21 protein-coding genes are annotated in these 24,709 nt (G+C 43.7%); 6 read left to right on the forward strand and 15 right to left on the reverse strand.

The window, feature by feature from the left end; all coding sequences use genetic code 11:
- Positions 1–49: 49 nt before the first annotated feature.
- Positions 50–1,033 (reverse strand): glutamate/aspartate ABC transporter substrate-binding protein, encoded by a 984-nt coding sequence (locus CIK80_RS05385; protein ID WP_095569131.1) that lies wholly within the window; start codon positions 1,031–1,033, stop codon positions 50–52.
- A gap of 386 nt (positions 1,034–1,419) precedes the next feature.
- Between CIK80_RS05385 and CIK80_RS05390 the strand changes: the two genes are divergently transcribed.
- Positions 1,420–2,400 (forward strand): Hsp33 family molecular chaperone HslO, encoded by a 981-nt coding sequence (locus CIK80_RS05390; protein WP_095569132.1) that lies wholly within the window; start codon positions 1,420–1,422, stop codon positions 2,398–2,400.
- A gap of 111 nt (positions 2,401–2,511) precedes the next feature.
- On the opposite strand, the gene CIK80_RS05395 is transcribed toward CIK80_RS05390, so the two are convergent.
- The 10 genes from CIK80_RS05395 to CIK80_RS05440 form a co-directional block, all read right to left on the reverse strand.
- Positions 2,512–4,026: an alpha/beta fold hydrolase gene (locus tag CIK80_RS05395; protein WP_095569133.1), complete on the reverse strand. Its 1,515-nt coding sequence runs from the start codon at positions 4,024–4,026 to the stop codon at positions 2,512–2,514.
- Positions 4,027–4,266: 240 nt separating this feature from the next.
- Complete coding sequence (locus CIK80_RS05400; protein ID WP_095569134.1) at positions 4,267–6,489, reverse strand: PhoX family phosphatase; 2,223 nt, start codon at positions 6,487–6,489, stop codon at positions 4,267–4,269.
- Between the two features lie 384 nt (positions 6,490–6,873).
- Positions 6,874–7,596, reverse strand: coding sequence for a fumarylacetoacetate hydrolase family protein (locus CIK80_RS05405; protein WP_095569135.1), 723 nt, complete (start codon positions 7,594–7,596; stop codon positions 6,874–6,876).
- Positions 7,597–7,797: 201 nt separating this feature from the next.
- Positions 7,798–8,523: an ABC transporter permease gene (locus CIK80_RS05410; RefSeq protein ID WP_095569136.1), complete on the reverse strand. Its 726-nt coding sequence runs from the start codon at positions 8,521–8,523 to the stop codon at positions 7,798–7,800.
- 12 nt (positions 8,524–8,535) lie between these two features.
- Entirely contained in the window at positions 8,536–9,270 is a 735-nt protein-coding gene (locus CIK80_RS05415; RefSeq protein WP_062843771.1) for an ABC transporter permease, read from the reverse strand.
- A gap of 432 nt (positions 9,271–9,702) precedes the next feature.
- Positions 9,703–10,509, reverse strand: a complete 807-nt coding sequence (locus CIK80_RS05420) for an ABC transporter substrate-binding protein (protein ID WP_095569537.1) — start codon at positions 10,507–10,509, stop codon at positions 9,703–9,705.
- A 225-nt stretch (positions 10,510–10,734) separates the two neighbouring features.
- Positions 10,735–11,694 carry a transporter substrate-binding domain-containing protein gene (locus CIK80_RS05425; protein ID WP_095569137.1) on the reverse strand — a complete coding sequence of 320 codons (960 nt, stop codon included), beginning with the start codon at positions 11,692–11,694 and terminating at the stop codon, positions 10,735–10,737.
- 50 nt (positions 11,695–11,744) lie between these two features.
- Complete coding sequence (locus tag CIK80_RS05430; RefSeq protein WP_179288327.1) at positions 11,745–12,545, reverse strand: transporter substrate-binding domain-containing protein; 801 nt, start codon at positions 12,543–12,545, stop codon at positions 11,745–11,747.
- Between the two features lie 304 nt (positions 12,546–12,849).
- Positions 12,850–13,647, reverse strand: coding sequence for an ATP-binding cassette domain-containing protein (locus CIK80_RS05435; protein WP_062843768.1), 798 nt, complete (start codon positions 13,645–13,647; stop codon positions 12,850–12,852).
- 323 nt (positions 13,648–13,970) lie between these two features.
- Positions 13,971–14,288, reverse strand: coding sequence for a hypothetical protein (locus CIK80_RS05440; RefSeq protein ID WP_095569138.1), 318 nt, complete (start codon positions 14,286–14,288; stop codon positions 13,971–13,973).
- Between the two features lie 425 nt (positions 14,289–14,713).
- Between CIK80_RS05440 and CIK80_RS05445 the strand changes: the two genes are divergently transcribed.
- From CIK80_RS05445 to CIK80_RS05465, 5 genes are all read left to right on the forward strand, one after another.
- On the forward strand, positions 14,714–16,015 hold the full coding sequence (locus tag CIK80_RS05445) for a glutamate-5-semialdehyde dehydrogenase (protein ID WP_095569139.1): 1,302 nt from the start codon (positions 14,714–14,716) through the stop codon (positions 16,013–16,015).
- Positions 16,016–16,190: 175 nt separating this feature from the next.
- Entirely contained in the window at positions 16,191–16,949 is a 759-nt protein-coding gene (locus CIK80_RS05450) for a ribonuclease domain-containing protein (RefSeq protein WP_095569140.1), read from the forward strand.
- A gap of 1 nt (position 16,950) precedes the next feature.
- Positions 16,951–17,325, forward strand: a complete 375-nt coding sequence (locus CIK80_RS05455) for a barstar family protein (RefSeq protein ID WP_095569141.1) — start codon at positions 16,951–16,953, stop codon at positions 17,323–17,325.
- Between the two features lie 108 nt (positions 17,326–17,433).
- Positions 17,434–18,708, forward strand: a complete 1,275-nt coding sequence (gene gltS, locus CIK80_RS05460; protein ID WP_062843763.1) for a sodium/glutamate symporter — start codon at positions 17,434–17,436, stop codon at positions 18,706–18,708.
- A gap of 196 nt (positions 18,709–18,904) precedes the next feature.
- Positions 18,905–19,603 carry a zinc transporter gene (locus tag CIK80_RS05465; RefSeq protein ID WP_095569142.1) on the forward strand — a complete coding sequence of 233 codons (699 nt, stop codon included), beginning with the start codon at positions 18,905–18,907 and terminating at the stop codon, positions 19,601–19,603.
- Between the two features lie 151 nt (positions 19,604–19,754).
- Here CIK80_RS05465 and CIK80_RS05470 read toward each other — a convergent pair whose 3' ends face one another.
- The 4 genes from CIK80_RS05470 to CIK80_RS05490 form a co-directional block, all read right to left on the reverse strand.
- Positions 19,755–20,495 carry a type 1 glutamine amidotransferase gene (locus CIK80_RS05470; RefSeq protein WP_095569143.1) on the reverse strand — a complete coding sequence of 247 codons (741 nt, stop codon included), beginning with the start codon at positions 20,493–20,495 and terminating at the stop codon, positions 19,755–19,757.
- A 91-nt stretch (positions 20,496–20,586) separates the two neighbouring features.
- A complete protein-coding gene (gene glyA / locus CIK80_RS05475) occupies positions 20,587–21,843 on the reverse strand; it encodes a serine hydroxymethyltransferase (RefSeq protein WP_095569144.1) in 1,257 nt (418 codons plus the stop codon).
- 445 nt (positions 21,844–22,288) lie between these two features.
- Positions 22,289–22,792, reverse strand: a complete 504-nt coding sequence (locus CIK80_RS05485; RefSeq protein ID WP_095569146.1) for a chorismate lyase — start codon at positions 22,790–22,792, stop codon at positions 22,289–22,291.
- Between the two features lie 53 nt (positions 22,793–22,845).
- A complete protein-coding gene (locus CIK80_RS05490; protein WP_095569147.1) occupies positions 22,846–24,207 on the reverse strand; it encodes a GNAT family N-acetyltransferase in 1,362 nt (453 codons plus the stop codon).
- Positions 24,208–24,709 lie beyond the last annotated feature (502 nt).

The raw sequence follows: 24,709 nt of genomic DNA on the forward strand, positions 1-24,709 counted from the left end.
AATGATGTCAGGCAAATACGTAAGCGACGCTATAGTGAAAGACAAAAAATTATTGCGCGGTCGCAGCTTTTGGCTGAGCACCGTCATGAGGATTGGCAATCAACGCTTTTAAGTTGTCTGACATCTCAAAGTTTAGATTGACGTTTTTCGGTGGGACTGGGTTTAAGAACCACTTATCATAGATACTATTGATCTCGCCTGAGCTAAAGACATTGTTCAGCGCTTCATCGACCACTGCTTTGAATTCAGGATCATCTTTACGCATCATACAACCATAGATCTCAAATGATTGCGGCTCACCCACGATAACCCACTGATCTGGATTTTTTGCTTTGGCTTTTTCGCCAGCCAATAGCACATCATCCATCATAAAGGCATCGGCACGGCCATTTTCTAGCATCAGGAATGCTTCGCCATGATCTTTTGCTGAGATGATATTCATATCCATTTTGTTATCATCATTGTACTGACGAATATAACGCTCTGATGTTGTACCGGCTGTGGTGACCAAAGTTTTGCCTTTTAAATCAGCAAAGTCTTTAATGCCTGAATCTTTACTGGTCAGTAGACGCGTACCAATTTCGAAGAAACCATTCGAGAATGCCACCTGTTTTTGGCGCTCTTCATTGTTGGTGGTAGAACCACACTCAAAATCTACCGTGCCATTTTGTACCAATGGAATACGGGTTTGTGATGTGATTAGGTTATAGCGGATTTTTAGATCTGGCATATCAAGCTTTTGCTTAACAGCTTCGACCACTTTCATTTCTAAATCATGCGCGTAGCCGATAGGTTGATTAGGATCATCAGCAATATAAGAAAAAGGAATAGAAGAGTCACGGTGACCAACAACGATAGTGCCAGAATCTTTGATTTTTTGGAGCGTGCCGTTGGTGTTTGCTGCAGGTTCTGTTGTTGTGGCGTCATCAGCTGGCGCTGTCTCAGTAGCAGTCTGATTGCTGTTATTACAACCCACTAGGCCTAGTGCCATAAAGGCAGCCAACGTCAACGGTTTGGAGAATAAATAGCTCATGAAACACATCCTTTTATCACATTACACAATATTGAATGAGTGCTTTGACGACACAGGTCGTAGACATCGACCCTATTGCCACGCATCCCTATGGTTGTTGCTAGTATTTATCACAATGCAACTTAATGTTACTGTACAACAAATTAACAGGTGTAGGGAAGTTTTTTTTATTGAGACTATTATTTTGTGGCTCGTGCGCTATTTATCTTTCTATATTCAAATAAAGTGTGTCTGATGGCGTCTTATACTCTCTAGTATTTATAAGAAAATGCGCTTATTTGTGCTGTGTAAATCACTTAAAACAGTAACTCAATCTAAAAAAGCCAATTGATAAATCAGGATGAATCCCCATAAAGCTAACAACTTCTTAATACTATAATTGACCTATGACACAAGATACTCAAGTCCCTAACACAGATAGCCAAGCCACTGGCCACCATAGCGACAATGACGTACGTCAGCGTTTCTTTATCGAGGATTCGCCAGTGCGCGGTGATGTGGTGCGCCTATCACGAAGCTACGCGAGCACCATTTCTCAAAAGCCTTATCCTGAAGCCATCAAACGCTTATTAGGCGAGATGTTGACGGCAGCAAGTTTGCTTATCAGTACGGTTAAAATAAACGGTCGCTTGTCGATTCAGCTGCAATCATCAGACAGCGACAGCCTGCTCAATTGGGCGATGGCAGAATGCGATCAAGACGGCATCATTCGCGCGCTTGCCAGCTGGAAGGGCGAGACGGACGAGCAAGTGCAGGCGTGGGAAAACATGACCCACGCCAAAGAGGCATTTGCAGAGCTTGGTGCACCCGGTCAGGGCGTATTGTTTATCAATATCCAACCTGAAGGTGGCGAGCCTTACCAAGGTATCGTTGAGCGCAGTCATGACAATTTGGCAGATTGCTTGGCACATTATCAGAAGCAATCGGCGCAGATTCCAACGCTGATTAATTTGGCCTCTGATGGCTTACAAGCAGGTGGCATATTGGTACAGATGTTACCTCGTACGGCAGAAGAAACGTATGAAGTTGAGCAAAACGAAGACGCTGGTATTGATGATGATTTGTGGATACGTCTGAGTGTGTTGACACGAACGCTTAAAGCAGAAGAGCTGACCACGCTTGATGCCAACGAAATTTTGTATCGCTTGTACCATGAAGAAAGTGTCGTCGCGCCGGACCCTGTGCCTTTATCCTTTGGTTGTACTTGCTCACGCGAAAAATGCGAGATGGCAATCGAGCAAATCGGCGAAGCGGAAGCGCTTGAGATCGTTGAAGAGCAAGGCGGTACGTTTGAGATGGACTGCGGATTCTGCGGTGAAGTCTATAAGTTTGATAAAAATGATGTGGCAGCGATATTCGCCGAGTAGTTTTGTAAGAATAATTTAGGCTAATGCGTATATTGAAAAACCCTCAAGTGTGATGCTTGAGGGTTTTTATTATGTAATGATCAATACTTGTTATTTAAATCAACATTTTCTCTATAACACCAACGCCAAACTTTTTGGATAAGAGTATATTCGCGGTCTGTCTGCATAATCACTATGACCATTGTCCAAGAGCCACTCCACTACTTGCTCACGAACCCGTCTACTGTTAATTAAGTTCATGTGACTTACGCCATAAAATACCGCTTTGTGTCCATCTGGCACAAATAACGCGTGCTCGACATCATCTTCCCCAAGCGCTGATGCCACTGAGACCAAACCATCACCCAATAGGCTCGTCATCTTAGAATCATAATGCGTTTCAATCAAAGCACTGGCGGCAAAATAAGTTTTGATACCACTTGGCAAGCGTGCAGGATGGCGAAAATCTTGTGGTAGTACACTACGACCTTCTAGTGCATTCCAGTCAGCATCGCGGATACTGCCATGACGCAGATCAATAATACCCGCACTACGCATATCTCCAAGCTTGGCAAGTGAACCTGCAAACGGCAGCTTGGCAATGATGTCTTGCACATGATTGCCAATACGCTCAAGCACAGCACCGTGATGCGGTGAGCCTAGTGTGATCAGATTACCGACGCGTATGATCCAATCTAAATGCTCTTGCTCGGCATAAAACAGCGCACTGCGCGAAACCAAACCGCCCATGCTATGACCAACCAAATCTATCTGACTGATATTGGGATTATCATCGACGAGATCTTGTAATAATTGCGAAAACTGACGACCGCTACGCGAGATACGCCGTCCTGTATTGTAATCAAGGTATAAGACCGTCGTCTCTGGCTGGCTCTTAGCGATAGCATCACCCAAGCCAATATGGTCGTCTTGTGATTGCCAGCTCAAATGACTCATACACAGGCCATGGCATAAAATAGTGACACGACCTGATAGCGTATTGGTTTGCAGCTTACCCTCTCTATCGTAGAGCTTCATGGGCACAGCAAGGACATTTTTATGCGTGACAAGGTGGTCGCCCATGACACCATTGAGCACATGTACCAATTTTTTTAAGGCATCAGGCAGTGGCTGTGCCGTTTTTTGGCGCACGTTATTTTTGTATAAGCGCAGCACTGAAGCCAGATTATTGCCCACCAATAGTACAATATGGCGTATCGTACCGTATATACGTCCAGTGATACCGCGCTGCCAGCTATTGAGATATTTTTCATTAAAAAGACCCAACGGGCGTAAAATAACTTCACGGTGGATGGCTTCCACAATATCAGTAATCTCAACCACCCCCATCGTCGCAAGCTGTGCCAAGCCTTCAAAAAAATCAGCCAACGTAACATATTGGGTGGTTGTCTCATCACCTTCATCTGCCAGTAACTTAAGCAGCTCATCGACATCAATGGCTTCTAACTGGTCGATTTGCTCGTACAAATCGCTGTGTAAAGGCACGCTGGTATCTGGATTTGAATGGGTTTCAAACGCCTGACTTGTATCCGTATACGCATCGATATCTAGGTTGGCATCGCTGTTACTACTATTTCGATTAGTACGGTTATCATAGAATAAATCTGGACTGCTCGTAGCATTCATGACGTTGGCACATTCAATGAAGAGAATAGTTGCCTATACTATCCTTTAAACGCATGAAATAAAAGCGAATGATTTGATCGGTAAGTGGTTTATTATCAAAGGGATAATCACAAAAAACAAAAAATCCCAAGCCTTAACTTGGGATTTTTGGTAGTTTGAGCAAAGACTACTCTTTTCGTTCGCCACTTATTTATAAGCGCTTGGATTTTTAAGGGCTTGGATTTTTAAGCGCTTAGATTTTTAAGCCACATTTTCTGCTGTATCAAAGGACTCTGCCAAGATAACATCTCCATCATCACGAGTAATCATTACCGTGGCTGAGCGCGGAATCGTACCACCTGCGATGGCTCCCCAACTATTACCTGGATGCTGGATATTGATAAAGAGGGTTTTGAAGTCTGGCGTCATGGTAATACCTGTCACTTCGCAGCCTTCGGGACCGACAAAGAAACGTTTGATATTATCATTACTAGCAGGCATTCCAACTCGTGTTTGTTGTCCTGCCGACGTCGTTATGGCGGTTCCATCACTGACTTTACCAGGCAACGCTGCCAGCAACATACAGCTTGTGGTATCGGTGTAAGCGCCATCATCTGTCTGAATCCACAATACGCCACGTGGGTCGAAGTACAGACCATCGGGAGAAGACAAATCATTGCTATCATTTAACTGTGACAAATTTTCTGCAGCCAGATCATAAGGTGTGGCAAACAGATAAATATCCCACTCAAAACTCATCGCTGTATGATCGCCGCCTGCTTCTGCCCAACGAATGATATGACCATTTTCATTACCCCTGAGTTTACCATCAACGTTATAGCTGCGCGGATTAGAAGCAGAAAGTGGTTGGTCATCTTTGACGCCGCGATTGGTGTTATTGGTCAAGGTCACATATACCTCGCCTGTCATCGGACTGACTGACACCCATTCAGGTCGATCCATCTTAGTGGCCCCAACCACATCAGCTGCTGCGCGGGCAAAAATCAATACCTCATCTTGTCCACTAAAAGGTAGCTCACTATTAGACGCATCCAAGCCATTTTGACCATGAATCAAGGCTTTCCATTCACCACTGCCATCTTCATTGAAAATAGCCACATATAGTGTGCCATCATTCAGATATTTATCGCCTGCTTTTAAGCCGCCACCAATGTCATTGTTCGACCACACAGCTTTTGAGACAAACTTATAGATATATTCGCCTCGGGCATCATCACCCATATAAAAAACGACGGGCTTGCCTTGTTCCACGGGCGCATAGGCACAGTTTTCATGAGCAAAACGTCCCATCGCTGTGCGCTTTTGTGGCATAGATTTTGGGTCAAAAGGATCAATCTCTGTGATATAGCCAAAAGTATTAAAGCCATTACGGTAATCTTCAGTAGCATTTGTCCCAACTGCCGTCATATCCCAGCGTGAAAACTCATCTGGTATGATGGCGTCTTTTGCGTCAGGGGTGTGCCATAAATATCTGGAGCCTGGAGAGTTTTCTGATGCCCCATAACGCTCACGACCATAGTTGTGTCCAGCGCTTAATTGACTGGCATCTTGCCCACGTGCGAACACACCTAAGAAGTTTTCTTCTGTGGTGAGGTATGTGCCCCAAGGTGACAACCCTGCGCCGCAGTTATTGTTGATACCGCGAGTTTGATACCCTGTTGGATCGAACTTGGTCTTTACCAAATCAGATCCAGCCACGGGGCCAGCCAACTGCGAAGTCGTACTGCTGGTAATACGGCGATTGTATTTTGACGTTGGTACCATCTCATAGCCTTTGCCGTCTGCACGGCGGGTCATCTCGACCACTGCTACTCCGTGACAGTTGACCTCTCGGCGGATATCACTGGCAAGACGACGGCTTTGAAATAAAGGCGCGGCATCTTTATCTTGAGTGACGTAATAACCAAATGGGCTTAACTCTTCACTGTTCACATATTCATGATTCATTACCAGCAAACCACTTTCTGCGGCCTTGGCATCATATGCGTTGCCTTTTTTGCCAAAAAACCACATCCCATCATGATTGTCGCCCATGCGCCATTCAAAGGACTCAGCTGATTGCTCACGATTGTCTTTCCAATCCTCAATCCCAGGCATCAGTGGTGTGCCAAGTGGCAATATGATTTCTGCTTTATAACCGTCTGCTACCGTCATTGTCTCGGCAGTTGAGTGAGCTACCGCTTTGAACTTCAACGTTTCAGGGCGTTTTAAGTCACCTTGAGCAGGAATGGCTGCATCATTGCCATTTTCTACGATAGGACGGCTGTTGTCATCATCATCGCTACAACCCACCAAAGGTAGCGCCCCAAAGAATGCGGCTGCCGTCAATCCTGTACCGCCTTTTAAAATACTACGGCGATTCAGACGACGATTGATAATGGTCTGAAAATCAGTGTTATTGGTAGGATTTGAATCTTCAACGATTTCGTGCGCGAGTTCTAGCTCTTTATTTAACAATGTCATTATCAGTCACCTTGCAGTTGGCTGGATTGGCGTAAAAAGATAAATGCGGCTAAAATTTTTGACCGCTAAAGTACGAATTACGTCCAAGTTTACTGCTGGTTTGTGACAGTACGTTGAAATTTTATGGTGAATCTATCTAAATGTCGTATAAGGATAAATTTTTAGCATAAAAAAATCCCAAGCAAGCGCTGGGACTTTTGTATCGTCGATTGACTTTAAAATCGAAACAGTGCGACTGGTATAAATTTTCCTTGCGTGCTGCTAACACAGAGGCTACGAAAAATTCATACCAGTCGCACGTAATCTCAACGTATCGATTGTATGTCGAACTGACTATAGGATGTATTTATACCAAAAAGATAACGCAGTTCTGATACAACCAACTTAGCGAACATTTACCTGCCATTTGTGCGCCCCAAGCGTTAATTTTAATTTATCATTCGCTTGTAAAATACCAACGCCGCTTGGCGTTCCAGTCATAATCACATCCCCTGCCTGCAAGCTAAAAGCGTGGCTAATCTCTGCCAGTAGCTCATAAACTGAAAACAGCATCATCGCACTATCGCCATCTTGCTTTAGCTCATCATTGATAGTGAGTTGGTAATTTACTTGACTAAAATCACCAAAAGATTCTGGCTTGAGCCAATCAGCAAGCACGCACGCCCCATCAAAACACTTAGCACGCTCCCACGGATGACCTTTTTCTTTCAGCTTACTTTGCAGGTCACGTAAGGTTAAATCAAGCCCCAACGTCACCCCACCAATCGCTTGCTTTGCTTGCTCAGCAGTTGCAGCAGACAAATCCGCTGACAGTTGAATACAAAGCTCCGCTTCATAATGCGTGTCGCCATATATCTCAGGATTGGGGCGAACAATATCATGACGTACACTGACGACTGCGGAGGCAGGTTTCATAAACAATATAGGCGATTTTGGCACTTCATTACCAAGTTCGCGAGCATGCTCAGCATAGTTGCGACCAACGCAGACTACTTTACCGATAGAAGCACGTACGTTGTCATTGATATTGGTATTGGTAGTGCTCGTATCAGCATTGACGTTATCAGTAATGGCATCGACTAAAGACATATGTGGTGGTTGACTCATATTAGGCGCTCATAGCAGATTATGGATAGGTTGATCATACATACTGCACTATCTTTCTCTATTTTTCTAGGGCTTGTCTTCATTTTAAAAATGATCATAAAAATGAGATAAATTGCAGTCCAACAAAAAAAATAACGGGTTAATATATGAATATTAACCCGCTATTTCGTACATTTTTTAATACTATTTTTATCCCAACCACTAAGGTATGGTGTTGGTAATCACATCTGGTGGTACATAGCTTGCATGGCGATTCATTCTTTTTTCAAACAATCTAAAGCTAAATAATATCACCCATGATAATAGAAGGTAGATCACACCAGCCGCGAAGAATAACTCCATCAAGGTATAAGTACGCGCACTAATGGTACGAGCAACCCCTGTAATATCCATCAATGCAATGGTGGATGCCAGCGCACTGCCCTTAAGCATAAAAATCACTTCGTTACTATAGGCAGGAATCACGATACCAAAGGCGCGAGGTAACGTGATGCGCGTGAGCTTTTGCCATTTTGACATACCAATAGCATCAGCAGCTTCTAGCTCACCAACAGGAATCGTCTGAATCGCACCGCGAATGATTTCGGCTAAGTACGCACTGGTATTCATGGTAAACGCAATAATGGCACACCAATACGCTTGGCTCAGCACAGGTTCCCACAAGAACGAATTACGTACGGCTTCAAACTGCCCCAAACCATAGTAAATTAAAAATATCTGTACCAGTAGCGGTGTGCCACGGAAAAAGAAGATGTAAGAAAACGGTAGTATCTGTACCAACCAGTTTTTTGACAGACGCAGCTGTGCCAAAACCAAACCGAAAAACAGTCCAATCACGCCTGAAAGCACGACCAGCTGTACGGTCAAAACCGCGCCATTCAACAGCTCAGGAATATTATCGAAAATGACCTGCCAATTCCAATCCATAGTATCTCTCCTCTATCCTATGGTCGATTGACTGTGAGTTGATTGACGGCTTATTTTTTTGGCATAGCGTGCCGCTGGATTGGCGCGCCACTCAAGCCACATCATAAAACCGGTAATCAACATGGTCAAACCCAAATAAATAATCGCGGCTGCCATATAAAACGTAAATGGCTGCTGCGTTGACTGAGCGGCACGCGATGACTGATACATAATGTCTTTTAGACCCACGACCGATACCAATGCCGTATCTTTTAGCAATACCAAAAACAAGTTACCCAAACCCGGTAAGGCAATCTGCCACACTTGCGGTAAAGTAATACGATAAAACGTTTGCAAAGGACGCATACCAATCGCTTGCGCCGCCTCACTCTGCCCTATCGGAATCTCTTGAATCGACATACGAAAAATTTCGGTCGCATAAGCACCAAAAGCGATAGACAACGCCATGACGCCGCCCCAGAATGCACTGATCTCGATATATTCGTTATAGCCGAATTTTTTGAGCAGTGTCATCAGCAGTATAGAGCCGCCATAATAGATAAACAGTACCAATAACAGCTCTGGAATACCGCGCATTGTCGCCGTATACACAGTCGCAATCTTACGCAGCAGCCAAATATTTGACAGCTTAGCTGTGGCACCGAGTAGTCCCAAAACCATACCAATGACCAAACTGGTCACGGCAAGTTTGATGGTGACGGTAGCGCCGCTTAGTAATAGCGCGCCAAATCCTTGTAAATCAAACACAATTATCCACTCAGTCTCTTTATATTAGCAATTTGCAAAATATGAGTTAAAAGAATCAGCATCAATGGCTGAGCGCTGCTGACAGTCGTATTTTAAACCCATCATATGGTGGTCTTATGCGTCATAAATTGACGTCAAATCAATACGATGACTGCTGCGAAAATTGACACGGTAGAAATGAGCGCTGATTTTATCATAATCACTACGCGCTATGTTAATACTCACGCGTAAAAGCTGTGTCTAAATAGGTACTTATGCGCCTAAAAGTGAGTTGAATCCGTCATATTCACAAAAATCAAGCCGTCATTACGGCAGAATCGAAGCGTTTTGATGACCCATAAAAAAAGATACTGCCTTTGAGACAATATCTTCTTTAAAACAAATATAGGTAGCAGCGTACTCATTATTGTCTTGGTACAAGACAGCTATTACCTATTCAGCAGGTTTTTCTGTCGCTGTATTTTCTGCTGCATTTGTTTTTGGAATTGCAAAATACTTTTGATGAATTTTATCATAGGTGCCATCAGCCTTGATATTGGCCAATGCCTGATTGAGCTTCGCTTGTAATGCATCGTTTGGACGTACAGCAATGGCAAAATTATCATTGATATCGATCTCTTCACCTTTAAGCGCATAAGCACTGCCTGATTTGGTGCCCAGCCACTCTAACGCTGGCAACTTATCAGAAACCATCGCATCAACCCGATTTGAGCCCAAATCCAAAAACGCATTACTTAGGGTATCATAAAGCTTCATTTCCGCTTTTGGGTATGCCTTTTCAAGCCATTGTGAAGAGATGGTTGAGCGCTGAGCAGCAATAGAGTGCGAATTGATGTCCTCACTCTTGCTAGGATCAAAACTACTGTCTTTTTTGGCCAAAAAAACCAGTGTGTTACTAAAATACGGCTCCGTAAAACTTACTTGTTGCGCGCGCTCAGGTGTCACTGACATGGCAGCCACAATCGCATCGTACTTACCCGCTTTTAGACCGGGAATGATACCGTCCCAATCTTGTGACGTGATATCACAAGTCATTTTCATATCAGCACATAACGCATTGGCAATATCGACATCAAAACCGCCAAGCGTGCCATCAGAATTGGTATAGTTAAAAGGTGCATACGCGCCTTCGGTAGCGATACGCAATACGTCGCCTGATGCTGCTTTATTCTGAGTCGCTGTATCAGTCGTATCATTTTGACCATTACCGCAACCTGTCAAAGCGAATACCAACATCATTGTGGCTAACGACAAAGGTAAATGTCGTGCCTTTATATCTGTAGCAACTGCTGCTTTTTTGGTTATAGATTTTTTGGTTACAGCATAGTGGTCAAAATGAACGCTCATGATCATCCTTGATATTTACCAATAAAAATAACGCTTCACATTATAAAATGGCAATGCGATGTACGCATTGCCAGATCTGCTCATCATTTAAAGTTGCTTTGTTCAAAGGCTACGATATTAATTGGTCGCTGCTTCTGCTTGCTCTTCATTAGCGATAACAGCATTGGTATCAACATTGGTGTCGTCCCCTTCAACCACTACCGCTTTTTCTACGCCTGCCGTTGCGGCTGCCTTTTGTGCCGCGGCAGTTGAGCTGGTGCCGAAATAACTACCTGTGATTTGATCGTAAGTCCCTTTTTCTTTTAGCTCAGCCAAAGCTTTGTTGAACTTGGCAATCAGTGGATCGCCTTTACGGAACGCAATGCCCATCGCATCTTGGTCAGTAATGATTTCTTGGCCTTTTATTTCATAATCTTTACCAGCATCAGTTTTCAACCAGTCCATACCTGTGACTTTATCGGACATCATGGCACGTACACGACCTGATGTCAGATCCAGATACGCATTGTCTTGGGTATCATAGAGCTTGATATCAGCATCAGCATGCTCATCTTGCAAGTATTGTGAAGCAACGGTTGAACGCTGTGATGCGATAGGCTGACCTTTCAGATCTGCCACACTGACGTCATCACCTTTTTTACCGATCAAAATAATACCGGTATGAAAATACGGGTCGCTGAATTCTACGACTTCTTGACGTTCAGGAGTAATGGTCATACCAGCGATAACGGCATCAAATTTCTGTGCATTTAGTCCTGGAATCAAGCCATCCCAATCTTGAGAGATAACATCACACTTTGCCTGCATCTGCGCACACAGAGCGTCAACCAGCTCGATTTCGTAGCCAATCAATTTGCCATCAGCATCTGTATAGCTAAATGGCTTGTAGCTTGATTCGGTGGCTATTTTTATATTCAACGGCGCATCAGCTTGCGTATCAGCAGCAGCACCCTCTTCTGGAGCTGAGCTGTTGTTACAGCCTGCCAGCATTAATACCGCAGCACTGAGTGGTGCCAGCCAAAACGCTTTGCTTTTTAGAGATTTATGTTTTAGAGATGATGTCATGGATATTGTCATGTTTGCTATTCCTTCATTTTTCAATCAGAAGATTATGGACCAATAGAGAGTTATTGACCAAAGTTTGCTTGCTCAAGACGTGCCAGTTCACCATTACTACGGATTTCACTGAGCGCTTTATTAAAGTCGTCTCTGAGGGCATCACCTTTACGAACAGCAATGGCAATATTATCGTCGTTGTCGATTTCATCGCCAACAATACCGAAGCCTTCAGGGTTGTCTGCCAACCATGATTTTGCAGATACTTTTTCTGCCAATACAGCATCACTACGACCAGACTTCAGATCTAGATAAGCATTGTCATAATTGTCATACAACTGCACGGTATTACCGTTTTTGCCTTCATAGTTGTCTTGCAGATACGCACCAGGCGTGGTTGAACGTTGACCGCCAAGTGTTAAATTGCTAATCGCCATAGGATCAAATTTGCCGTCGGTACTGGTCAACCAAACCATGGTGTTGGCGAAGTAAGGTTCGGTAAAATCCACCTTTTCTTGGCGTTCAGGCGTGATCGACATGCCAGCCACAACCGCGTCATATTTTTGTGCCAGCAGTCCAGGAATAATACCATCCCAATCTTGAGCAACGATTTCACACTTGGCTTGCATCTGATCACACAAAGCGTTGGCGACGTCTATATCATAACCTGCCAAGCTGCCATCAGCATTGGTATAGTTAAAAGGAGGGTAAGCGCCCTCGGTAGCAATACGAATGGTCTTGCCAGACGTGTCTGCTGCCGCTGGATCAGCGCTGGCATCCGTAGCATCATTAGCGGGTTGACTACAAGCACTCAGCATCAACGCAGCGGTAATAGTCATCGATGACCACAATAGGCGAGAATTCGACATCATATATTCCTTAAATTCTGATGGGTTTTAATACGAGGTTCTGATATTTTGTTTTCTGACGTCCCTGCCAGACAAGCAATATAGAGCGTAGAATATACCGAAACTTACTATGACTAGCTGTCGGTAAGCTTTCTGATAATACCTGACTCAAATATCAAAAACAAACATTTTGCATACCAACTGTCATTAAAGTGTAATAAACAGTGAGTGCGACTTATGAAGTATTTATTGATGGGTTCTATAAGACGTTAGGATGATAAAATTTTTATCATCCTATGTTTTTGAATACTGGTTTTTGAGTATAAGACTAGTTCTGACGATGTGACGCCATAAAGTCTTTGACACGCTCAGAGGTAGGATTATCAAATACTTGCTCAGGAGTACCAATCTCTTCAATCACGCCTTGATGTAAGAAAACGACTTTGCTGGATACTTCTCGAGCAAAACGCATCTCATGAGTAACAATCAGCATGGTGCGGCCTTCTTCTGCCAACTCGCGCATGACAGCCAGTACCTCATTGACCAGCTCAGGGTCTAGCGCTGAGGTCGGCTCATCAAACAAGAGGACTTGTGGCTGCATGGCAAGCGCTCGAGCAATGGCGACACGCTGGCGTTGACCACCAGATAGGTTCGCTGGATAAGCGTCTTTTTTATCCAATAGACCCACTTTATCGAGCAGTTTTTCTGCATCACTAATGGCTTGGGCTTTTTTGATTTTTAGGACTTGCGTTGGCCCTTCAATGATATTTTGCAAAATCGTTTTATGCGGCCATAAGTTAAAGTTCTGAAAGACAAACCCGACACGAGCACGCAAGCTCTCTAACTGTTTTATGTCCGCTGCTTGCAATTCGCCTGATTTAGCAGGTTTCAAAATCAGCTCGTCATTACCGATAATAATACGACCTTGATTCGGCTTTTCGAGCAAATTGATGCAGCGCAGCAAAGTGGATTTGCCTGAGCCAGATGAGCCCAAAATAGAGATAACATCACCATCGTATGCAGTGAGTGACACCCCTTTTAGCACTGCGAGTGAGCCGTAGCTTTTATGGACGTCTTGTAAATCTAAGGCGATAGGCCGAGTCGGATTTTTTGCAGTATCAAGCATGGTTTAGCAGACTTCCAATAAATATGAATGAAAACGTCAATAAAAAAGAGACAGATATGTCGTATACAGATTTGTCTTATATAGTATAACTGTCAACCATAGCATTATGGCAATACCGCTATGACTGACAAGACAAAAAGTAAAATGTCATATTGTCTCTTATTCAGCGGTAAAAAGGCAAATCTTGTGTAAGCTCGGTCGGTCAACGAAACACATATGCCTCCTTAAACGACCAAAACAAAAAAAGCCCAAACTGTATTGACAGCTTTGAGCTTCATTTTATCATTTAAATCTACTAGACGTGACGTTATCTGAGCGATGACTTAGTAGGTCGAGACATGCTCTGAATCTTCAGTGCCATCGAGCATTTCTTTGTCATCAGCACCTACGGTAACTTCATCGTTGGCGCTTGCCACCGCCACATCATCTGTGCTGGCCTCATTGGAACTAGCGACAGCCACATCATCACTTGCTGTCGCAACGCCAGTGGCTTCATCTTCTACTGTGGTTTGAGCATCAACAGATGAATCTGTTTCCATTGGCGCCTCATCTTTTTTACCACAAGCCCCTAAGGTTAAGGCTGCTGCGACCAGTCCAACCGTTAACCAGCTTTTTTTGCTACTGCTATTTTTAATAACCATTTTTATTCTCCATTCGTAATCATTGATACTTATCACTGATACTTCATTGTTAATTACTTTACAAGTAGCGATTAATAGCTTTCTCTCGTTGTATTAGTTCCTAACTATACTCATGATTATTCAAGGCTACCTTAGTAGTTACACCTCAGTTCTGTTAAGGCTCGTAACGATGCAACGGATATTGTCTATATTGTGACATCATAGGGAAGTCAAAGACAAAACGGATAAGATAAGTGTAAAAAGGAGAATAATTACCTCCTATGAGAGGCGGTTGTTCACAAAACCATCTTTACTATCGTGCCAATCTCCTCTATGTTAAATAGCATAATGTCTTATAGGCATCCGAATCTTCTTTTTGTTACATTTTTGCCTTTAGGCACTTTTTTATATTCAAAATACCAATCACTATATAAGGAAAATAATTTATGAGCCAAGCGAATACCACAGACGTGACCACTTATATGCAATCTGTTGGCAAACAGGCCCGAGCTGCTTCACGTGCGCTCGCTGCTGCCAATACGGGTGACAAAAACTCAGCGCTAATGGCGATTCACGATGTGTTAAAAGAGGCGAAACAAGATATCTTATCTGCCAATAAAATTGATATGGATAAAGGTCAAAGCAACGATTTAGATGCTGCGTTACTTGATCGTCTTGAACTAAACGACGCGCGTTTTGATGGCATGCTCCAAGGTTTAAAGGATGTGGCGGCATTACCAGACCCTATTGGTGAAGTTACTGACATGACTTATCAGCCATCAGGCATTCATTTGGGAAAAATGCGCGTACCACTTGGCGTGGTTGGTATGATCTATGAGTCGCGTCCTAATGTGACGTTAGAGGCAGCATCACTGGCACTAAAATCGGGCAACGCCATTATTTTACGAGGCGGTTCAGAAGCGTTTGAATCAAACCAAGCGATTGCCAAGTGTATCTTGGAAGGCTTACAAAAAGTCGGTTTGTCTGAGCACATTGTGCAAGTCTTGCAAACGACTGATCGCGCAGCTGTCGGCGAGCTGATTACCATGACTGATTATGTCGACGTTATCGTACCACGTGGTGGTAAAGGTCTGATTGAACGTATCAGCCGTGACGCGCGTGTGCCTGTCATTAAGCATTTGGATGGCAATTGCCATACCTTCATCGATAGTGATGCAGATGCCCAAATCGCTATCAAGGTTAGCGTCAATGCAAAAACGCACCGCTATGGTACTTGTAACACGATGGAGACGCTGTTGGTTGATGCGTCAGTTGCCGATGACCTATTGCCAAAAATTGCTGAAGCGATTATTGCGGCTGATGATGCTATGCAACTGCGCCTTGACGACAAATCCCAAGCCATTTTAAATGACAATGCCGCCCTAAAAGGTCATTTATCGGCAGCGACTGCCGAAGATTGGGATACTGAGTACTTAGCGCCTATCTTGGCTGTCAAAGTCGTATCAGGTATTGATGAGGCCATTGAGCACATTAATACTCATGGCAGTCATCATACGGATGTCATTATTACTGACAACTATACCAAGTCTCAGCGCTTCATTCGTGAAGTGGATTCTGCAAGCGTGATGATCAACGCCTCTAGCCGTTTCGCGGATGGTTTTGAGTACGGATTGGGTGCAGAGATTGGCATTTCAACTGACAAAATCCATGCTCGTGGCCCTGTTGGTCTTGAGGGTCTCACATCACAAAAATGGATTGTTTACGGTCATGGTGAGACGCGTGCTTAACCTACTACCGCTGTCATTTGGCTGGTAACCTACCATATAGCGTCTAATTTACAGTATAATTGATAAAAAAACGTCAGCCCAATCGCTGGCGTTTTTTTATTAGCGCTCGATATATTTGACAGTGCTATTATTATTTTTTGCATCGTCATAGACGATTTTATAGGAAACGGGGCCCATGCAGAGTGGCAAAATTAAGCGCTGGTATCAAGAAAAAGGCTATGGATTTATCGAGGTAGACAACCAAAGTGAAGACGTATTTTTTCACGTGAGTAATGTGCGCTTATCGCATCCTATCTCTATTGGTCAACAGGTATACTTTAATAGTGAACGCAATGCTAAAAACCAGTTAAGGGCCACAGAAGTCACCTCCTCTTCCTTAAGTATACTAGAGGATATTGACGTCGCCCCTCCTCAGCATGCATTCAGCCCTAATACCCGAAATCAGTACTTTCAAGGCAAGCATTACTCTCAAGACGATCTAAGCACTCGCCGCCATGAGCAACCCAAAAAGAGCGTTGTATCTACTTTATTTATTATCATGGCGGTTATCGCGGTTGCCGTGTATGTCTTTGGGGATTTAACATCACCTCTCTTTACTGATAGTGCTAAACCTACGGTATCACAATCATTCTCTGAAACCTCGGCCCAAGCGTCTACTCTTAATGTCACGGGTGATGCGCAAGTAGACAAAACCCTTACGCTGATTCAGCAAGGCGGCCCATTTCCGTATCTGCAAAAAGACGGCACGACCTTTTATAATCGCGAAGGCAAACTACCCGCACAGTCGCAAGGCTATTATCGGGAATACACAGTCCCTACCCCTGGCTTGTCACATCGCGGTGCGCGGCGTATCGTCACTGGTGGCAACCCTCCAACTGTCTACTATCTAACCGTTGATCATTACGAAAGTTTCCGCAGATTACAGGTGAAATAAAATGAGCCAAGCCATTTATTATATTAGTCAAAATTTTCTTGATCAAAACCACATTAACCAAAAAGGTACAGCACTAAGTGCTAGCATTTTGGCACAGGCTGTTAACATACCTGTAAACAAGACATTAGATAAAACCACTTTATTAACAAATTTGGCTCATGCTTGTGATTTTCCTAGCTACTTTTCGCCCAATTGGGATAGCGCATGGGACTGCCTAACAGACAGCTCTGTGTCTTACCTAACGCTGAATCTAGCAACGGTAGAAACAATCAATACTGAAGATTTTAATACTTTTAAGCGCATCATTGAAGATGCTTACAGAGATTTTGGTAAGCCGCAATTGTGGGTTATTATGCCAGCCGCGGACAACGTTTAATCTGACAAAAACGGCTTAACTGCGAATCATCATATCAACCTGAATTCGAGATAAAGCCATATTTATCCCGAATGCGGGTTAATTCATTTGTATAGAAAGGATTAACATATGGAAATTACCTTAAACGGCTATTACACGCTGATACTGGCCACCTTAGTGCTACTACTTGGGCGCGTTTTAGTAAGAAGAATTAAGTTCCTAGAAGACTTCAACATTCCAGAACCGGTCGCTGGTGGTTTGGTTGCAGCCATTGTGGTTTATGTTCTCAATATCGTTTGGGGATACAGTTTTAACTTTCATCAAGGTTTACAGACAGCGACGATGCTAATGTTCTTTGCTTCTATCGGTTTGAGTGCTGATTTCAGTCGATTAAAAGCAGGTGGAACACCGTTATTGATCTTTACGATTGTGGTGTCGGTCTTCATTGTATTGCAAGACATCGTTGGTGTCGCTATGGCAAGCGTACTGGGTCTTGATCCGTTACTTGGATTGGTAACAGGTTCTATCGCTCTGACGGGTGGTCATGGTACGGCTGGTGCATGGGGCATTACTTTAGAACAAGAATATGGCGTGGTTGGCGCAACGACGCTTGGTATCGCAGTGGCCACTTATGGTCTGGTCGCTGGTGGTATTATCGGTGGACCAGTAGCAAAGCGTTTGATTCAAAACCTTGGTCTAAAACCAACCCCTGCTAATCCAAATCCTAGCGACATCGAAAAGGTTGCAAACGCGCAATCACTTTATAGTACCAAGCACGATGAAGACTCAGCACACAGTAATAAAGAGATTTTTGAAAGACCTGATAGTATGCGCTTTATTACGGCCTCTTCTACTATTGAGACATTGGCGTTGTTTGCAGGCGCGTTGGCTTTTGCTGAAGTTATGACGCTTGTGGCTGAAGGCACATGGTTTGAGCTGCCTACCTTCGTTTGGGCACTGGCAGGTGGTGTTATTATTCGCAATGTCTTAACGACTGTATTTAATTTTGATATGTTTGATCGGTCTATTGATGTGTTCGGTAATGCTTCTTTGAGTCTGTTTTTGGCCATGGCGCTATTGTCTTTAAAACTGTGGCAGTTGACTGATTTGGCAGGCCCTGTACTGGTAATCTTGCTCGTACAAACAGTTATCATGATCATTTATGTCTACTTTATTACCTTCAAAGTCATGGGCAAAGATTATGATGCGGCTGTCTTGTCAGCAGGACATTGTGGGTTTGGTATGGGCGCGACACCAACGGCGATTGCCAATATGCAGGCCGTTACTGACCGTTATTTGCCCTCACCTAAAGCGTTTCTGATTGTGCCGATGGTTGGTGCTTTCTTCGTTGATATCGTTAACGCCACGGTATTGCAGATATTTACGAAGTTGCCATTCATGTAAAATCACCTGACTTTGTATCCGCTTTCGTGATACATAATAAGCCCCAATTATCTCATAGATGATTGGGGTTTTGTTTTGCACAAACCTTTAATTAAACCGATTAGAGATGACCCGTTCTATCGTCATTACTCAAATTATAATGACAGAAAAACGATTAAGCGTTATTAGTACCGTAGCTAAAAAATAAGGGCCAATTATGTTGATGTTTGCAATTATTGTCGTGGTCTCAGGCGCGCTTATCGTAGGCGCGCTTTGGGGTTTGTATGGTCACCTGCCAGCTTGGTTAGAAGGCAATTTATTAGCAATCGCTGGCGGTGCGCTGATGATATCGGTCGTGATAGAGCTGGTACAGCCCTCCCTTGCTGATAGTGGTATCTGGCTCACAGCGGCTTTTACTTTACTGGGCGCTTTGGTGTTTGCAGGTGTTGATTACTTGATTGATGAAAAACTAAACTCTAAAGGTGGCGCAGGCTTACTGGCTGCTATTACGCTCGACGGTGTGCCTGAAAACTTAGCGCTAGGCGTATCACTAATTAGTGGGAACGTGATGCAAGTCGCTGCTTTAGCTGGTTCTATTTTGCTGTCCAACCTTCCAGAAGCCGCAGGTGGCGCAAAAGAGATGCGTAAAGCTGGTAACAGTCATAAGAAGATATTAATGCTTTGGATTGGAGCAGCGATCTTATTATCACTTGCTGCTATCTTAGGTAAAATGCTGCTTGCGGACGTCGATAAAAGCATACTAAGTGCCATCAATTGCTTTGCAGCGGGCGCTGTCATTGCCTCACTTGCGACCGAAGTATTTCCGACAGCGTTTAAACGCGACAATCATTGGGCGGGTATTAGTGCCGCTATTGGTCTGATTATGGCGTTAGGCTTAAGTCAGCTTGGGGGTTAGGGTTTTAATCGACTTAATATGAAAGTATCCAAAAAAAACCGCCTAGCAAACGCTGAGCGGTTTTTTTGTTTTTCAATCTTAAGTCACTTACTTTTCTGTCATGCTTCCCATGCTTTTAGACTAAGAATTCTCTCTTCACAACTCATTAGCGTCATCTTGCCAAGTTGTTTAGCATTGTTGAAAGCCATGCGTTGTTATCTTTAATATACTTATCACCCAACGCTATTATCTCATTACCTGATTGAACAGAGTCAGGATAATCAATTATGGCATCTTGTATATAGTCCTGTCCGTGCGCCACCATATCTATCATACTTTTTTCAGTGACTTCAAAATGACATTGCCAGCCCATCACCCAAGTGCCTAACTCTTTGTGCTTGGGTGTTTGATAAATAAAACCTTGATTTGCCCAAGCATGTGACGTTGCGATTGGCGTCGCGCCTTTGGGACAATCAAAGCCATCACCATGCCAATGAAATACAGTGAATTCATCTTTTGGTAGGTCTGTTAGTAAAGGATGCTCCGAGCCTTGTTTGGTCAATTGAATGGGTAGCCAACCCACCTCTTTTATGCCTGATGGCGCAACTTTTGCTCCCAAACTGTCTGCTATCAACTGTGCTCCTAAACAAACACCGATCACCGTTTTACCTGCGTCAATACTTTGATGAATGAAAGCTTTTTCATCGGCCAGCCAAGGGAAGTCATTCTCATCATGAATGCTCATTGGACCACCCATGATAATCAACCAATCAAAACTGCCTTGAGCGGGCAGCGGATCATTTTCATAAAAGCGCGTCACCGTAATATGATGGCCTTTATTATCCGCCCACTGTTTAATATAGCTAAGCTCTTCAAAATCGACATGGTATAGCGCATGGATTCGTAGCGTCATCAAATACTCCTTTTATTAAAAAATAAAAACCGCCTAGCAAATACTAAGCGGTTTTTTATTGGACACAGTGTGAGTTAAAGCCAATTAATTATTACTGGTTTTTCTCATAAACAGGTAACTCTTTACAGATTGCTTCTACTTTACCGCGTACTTCAGTCGCCACAGCTTCATCACCACGGCTATCTAGCACGTCACAGATCCAGCCTGCCAAATCACCCGCTTGCGCTTCGTTGAAGCCACGAGTGGTAATCGCTGGCGTACCAATACGAATACCAGAGGTCACAAATGGAGATTTTGGATCGTTTGGTACGGCGTTTTTATTGACCGTGATGTGTGCATCGCCAAGCCATTTGTCTGCTTCTTTACCCGTCATTTCTTGCTTCACTAGGCTGATTAGCATCAGATGGTTTTCAGTACCACCAGAAATGATCTCATAGCCACGATCTTGGATGACTTTTGCCATAGCTTGCGCGTTTTTAACCACTTGCTGCTGATACGTTTTGAAGTTATTTTCTAGCGCTTCTTTGAAGCAAACCGCTTTTGCAGCGATAACATGCATCAATGGGCCACCTTGGTTGCCTGGGAATACCGCTGAATTTAGCTTCTTAGCCAACACTTCATCACGAGCCAAGATCAGACCTGAACGCGGGCCACGTAGGGTTTTATGCGTTGTAGTAGTCACGACATCAGCGAAAGGTACTGGACTTGGGTATACGCCACCAGCGACCAGACCAGCAACGTGCGCCATATCTACTAATAGGTAAGCGCCGACTTCGTCAGCGATGTCACGGAAACGCTGCCAATCAACCACTTGTGAATACGCTGAAAAACCAGCAATGATCATTTTTGGCTTGTGTTCACGTGCTAGCGCATCTACTTGATCATAGTCGATAAGACCTGTGCCTTCTACCAATCCGTACTGTACCGCATTGTAGTTCAGACCTGAGAAGTTAATGTGCGCGCCATGCGTCAAGTGACCGCCAGCATCTAGGCTCATGCCAAGTACCGTATCATTGGCTTCTAGCAATGCTAAGAATACCGCAGAGTTTGCTTGACTACCTGAATGCGGCTGGACGTTCACGTATTCAGCACCGAACAACTCTTTTGCACGATCAATGGCCAATTGCTCAATCACGTCGACATGCTCACAACCACCGTAGTAACGCTTACCAGGATAGCCTTCAGCGTATTTGTTGGTTAGATCAGTGCCTTGTGCTTCCATCACTGCTTGTGAGCAGTAGTTTTCAGAGGCAATCAATTCGATATGATTTTCTTGACGAACGCTTTCTGCAGCCATCGCTTCAGCAAGTACGGGATCAAACGCTTTGATAGAAATATCTTTAAACATAGTAATGTCCTAAGTAGTGACTGTCGTTGGAAGTATCATTAAAAAAAAGCTTATAGCCTGCCCACAATAAGACAACTACTGCGTTAACGTCGTCCGAAGTATATTTGATACTTCTGCACACTCTGTTTTTGCATGCTGTTTATGGTATGACCATAATTGTGAATAAGTCTATCAGCAATAATTAAAATAAGAATAAACGCAGGCAATTGACCTGCCATTAACTTGACCGATCCGTCAATAAAATCGATATACATTTGCATCGACATCATCGCGAAAGCGTAAGTGTAACATGAAAATTTGTGTGAAGAGCGCAAAAAAGCTCACCTTAAGATGAGCAAATTAAATGGCGATATAATATAGATAAATAGCCAATAGAATAAAGGATTTACTCACTATACATCCCTTACCCTACGGTTTTTTATGTTTATATAGCCATAAAAATTTTTTACGTTTCACTAGATGTAAACGCAGGCAAAAATATTTCGCTAATCATTAATTTTCGACCATACCAATCATATCGCGTCTGCCGTTGCCAGCCCTCACTTGTCTGTTGGATAAAGCGTTGGTTTGGCAAAGTACGACTGCGTTTAAATAATACGTAGCCGATAGGTGTACCTTTAAGTTGTTGTAGGCGACGTGCCCGACCTGTCAGACTAGAAATGGGAAAAATACTTTGTGCTTTTACCCATGGCTGCTCATCATTGCCATACAGCTCTACCTCACGCACCCAAGCCAGCATAGGGCGAGCCAGCATCACACCTTGTACACCTAGCTGTCGTTTTTGTATCAACGACATCGACCGATACCCTTCAAAGGTGCGCTCTACACGCAGCGGCTGCCCTGCTTTGATTTCTAGCACGGCAGTCAACGAGCCATCGACCGTTAACCATGGCAATAGCTCGGTAGGCGGAGAAAGAAGATTGGAACAAGAAAAAGGCTTACTGGGCATAGTCGTTAGCTAGTTAGAAAATAGTAGAATAGAGGCAAATATAGTTCTGAGCATCAAAAACGATTGGTATCAAAGTCAGGCATATTATCAGCGTTAAATGGCAAGGCTTCAAACGCTTGTTGGCGATACTGTGCCATGTGCTGTCGATCCTGCGTACAAAAATTACTAATCGCTGGGACAAAACGCGCATCATAAATGCGATGTAAGGAGTGCGTCATCGTTGGAATAAAACCCCGAATCAGTTTATGCTCGCCTTGAGTACCGGGATCAAAATACGTCAGGTTTTTTTCGATGGCAAACTCAATGCCTTGATAGTAGCACAACTCAAAGTGCAAGCTGTCGTATTCGCCAAGTGCGCCCCAATAACGGCCATATAAGGTGGGCCTATGACCAGTACTGTCACTGTTAGGATCATCATATAAGAACAAACTGCTGGCAATAATTTCGCCGTGGTCGTTTAGCGCTTGTGCTAGCATCAAATGCTCAGACATATTTTGCGCCAATGCCATAAAAAAACCTATCGTCAAATACGGCTGTTGACCGCGCACGGCATACGTCATGACGTAACAATGATAAAAAGCCTTCCAGTCTGCATCGCTAATATCGTCGCCGCATTTGCGTTGACAAGTAATACCTTGCTCAGACACCTTACGCCGCTCAGCGCGGATGGTCTTGCGCTTTTTGGCTTTTAGGGTCATCAAAAACGCATCAAAATCTGCAAAAGGCTGACTGTCTCTGAGTAAGTCTTTATTTTGCCACAAAAACTGACACCCTTGTCGCTCTAGTATCGGCATCTCGATAGGCACAGGTTCTATACCGTTTTCTTGTGCTGCGATAGCAAGCTCTACATCCAGACCTGTCGGCATTGAAGCAGTTGCGACATCAGCCATCTCTGATGTGACAAACAAGCCATGCCAGCTTGACGCGCCCACTTGCTGCGCAATATCATCGACGCCTGCGATGGCGGTCTTGAGAATATCAGTATCTAAGGTTTCCCCTTTTGCCAACCAAAACCGCTGACCTGTAATCGGGGTATAAGGCACGCTGGTCACTAGCCGAGGATAATAATCTACCCCGTAGCGCGCGTACGCCTCCGCCCATGAATAATCAAACACAAACTCACCGCGATGATGACCTTTTATGAATACGGGCAATACAGCAATCGGTGTGGTAGGACGTTGATCAACATCATAAAGATCACTCTCTACAGACTCATCTATTGCCATATCTACCAAGCTGTCTGTATCGCGATAAACCAAAATAAATATGGGTAACCAGCCAGCCTGCTCACCTATCGCTCCTGTATCGCTGAGCGCTTGCCAAAAAGCAAATGACATAAAAGGTGTATCTGGTGTCTGCCAATCTGCTTGGTCTTGCCAACTGGTGTCATTTATCAATGCGTATTTTAAATTCATACTTTTGCTTACTCTATGTTTGCCGATATTCTATCGATCAGTCATCTAGCCTAGCAAATTTTTGCCTATTTGCTGTCACAATTTGCAAAATTTATGACCGCTTCAACAAAAAACCACCTACAGCTATATAGGTGGTTTTTTATTATGATCATTTATTATAATGATGTGGATGCTCAATAATACTTCGTTTAGCGGTCAATAAAAAGACAATCTAACCGCTCTAAAATAGAAGGGACGCCATTGAAACCACGTTATGCTGGGCTAACTACCCTTGCCTTTTATAAGCGTTATCGCTCAAAGACTTCAAAAAAATCCTCTTAGCCATACCGCCTTTTTCGTCAGACAAAGAGGCAGGAGTTGTATGGAAAAGATGATATTGAAGCGGATGGCTGGTAGAATAAGGTTGTTATTAGCTTAATATAATTCAAACACATAGGATATGAGCGAAAACAGTATACTTAGTTCACTATATGAGATTGACAGCAAAGATGATTTATAGTGG

Source organism: Psychrobacter sp. JB193 (genome assembly GCF_002285555.1).
Taxonomy (GTDB): Bacteria; Pseudomonadota; Gammaproteobacteria; order Pseudomonadales; family Moraxellaceae; genus Psychrobacter; species Psychrobacter alimentarius.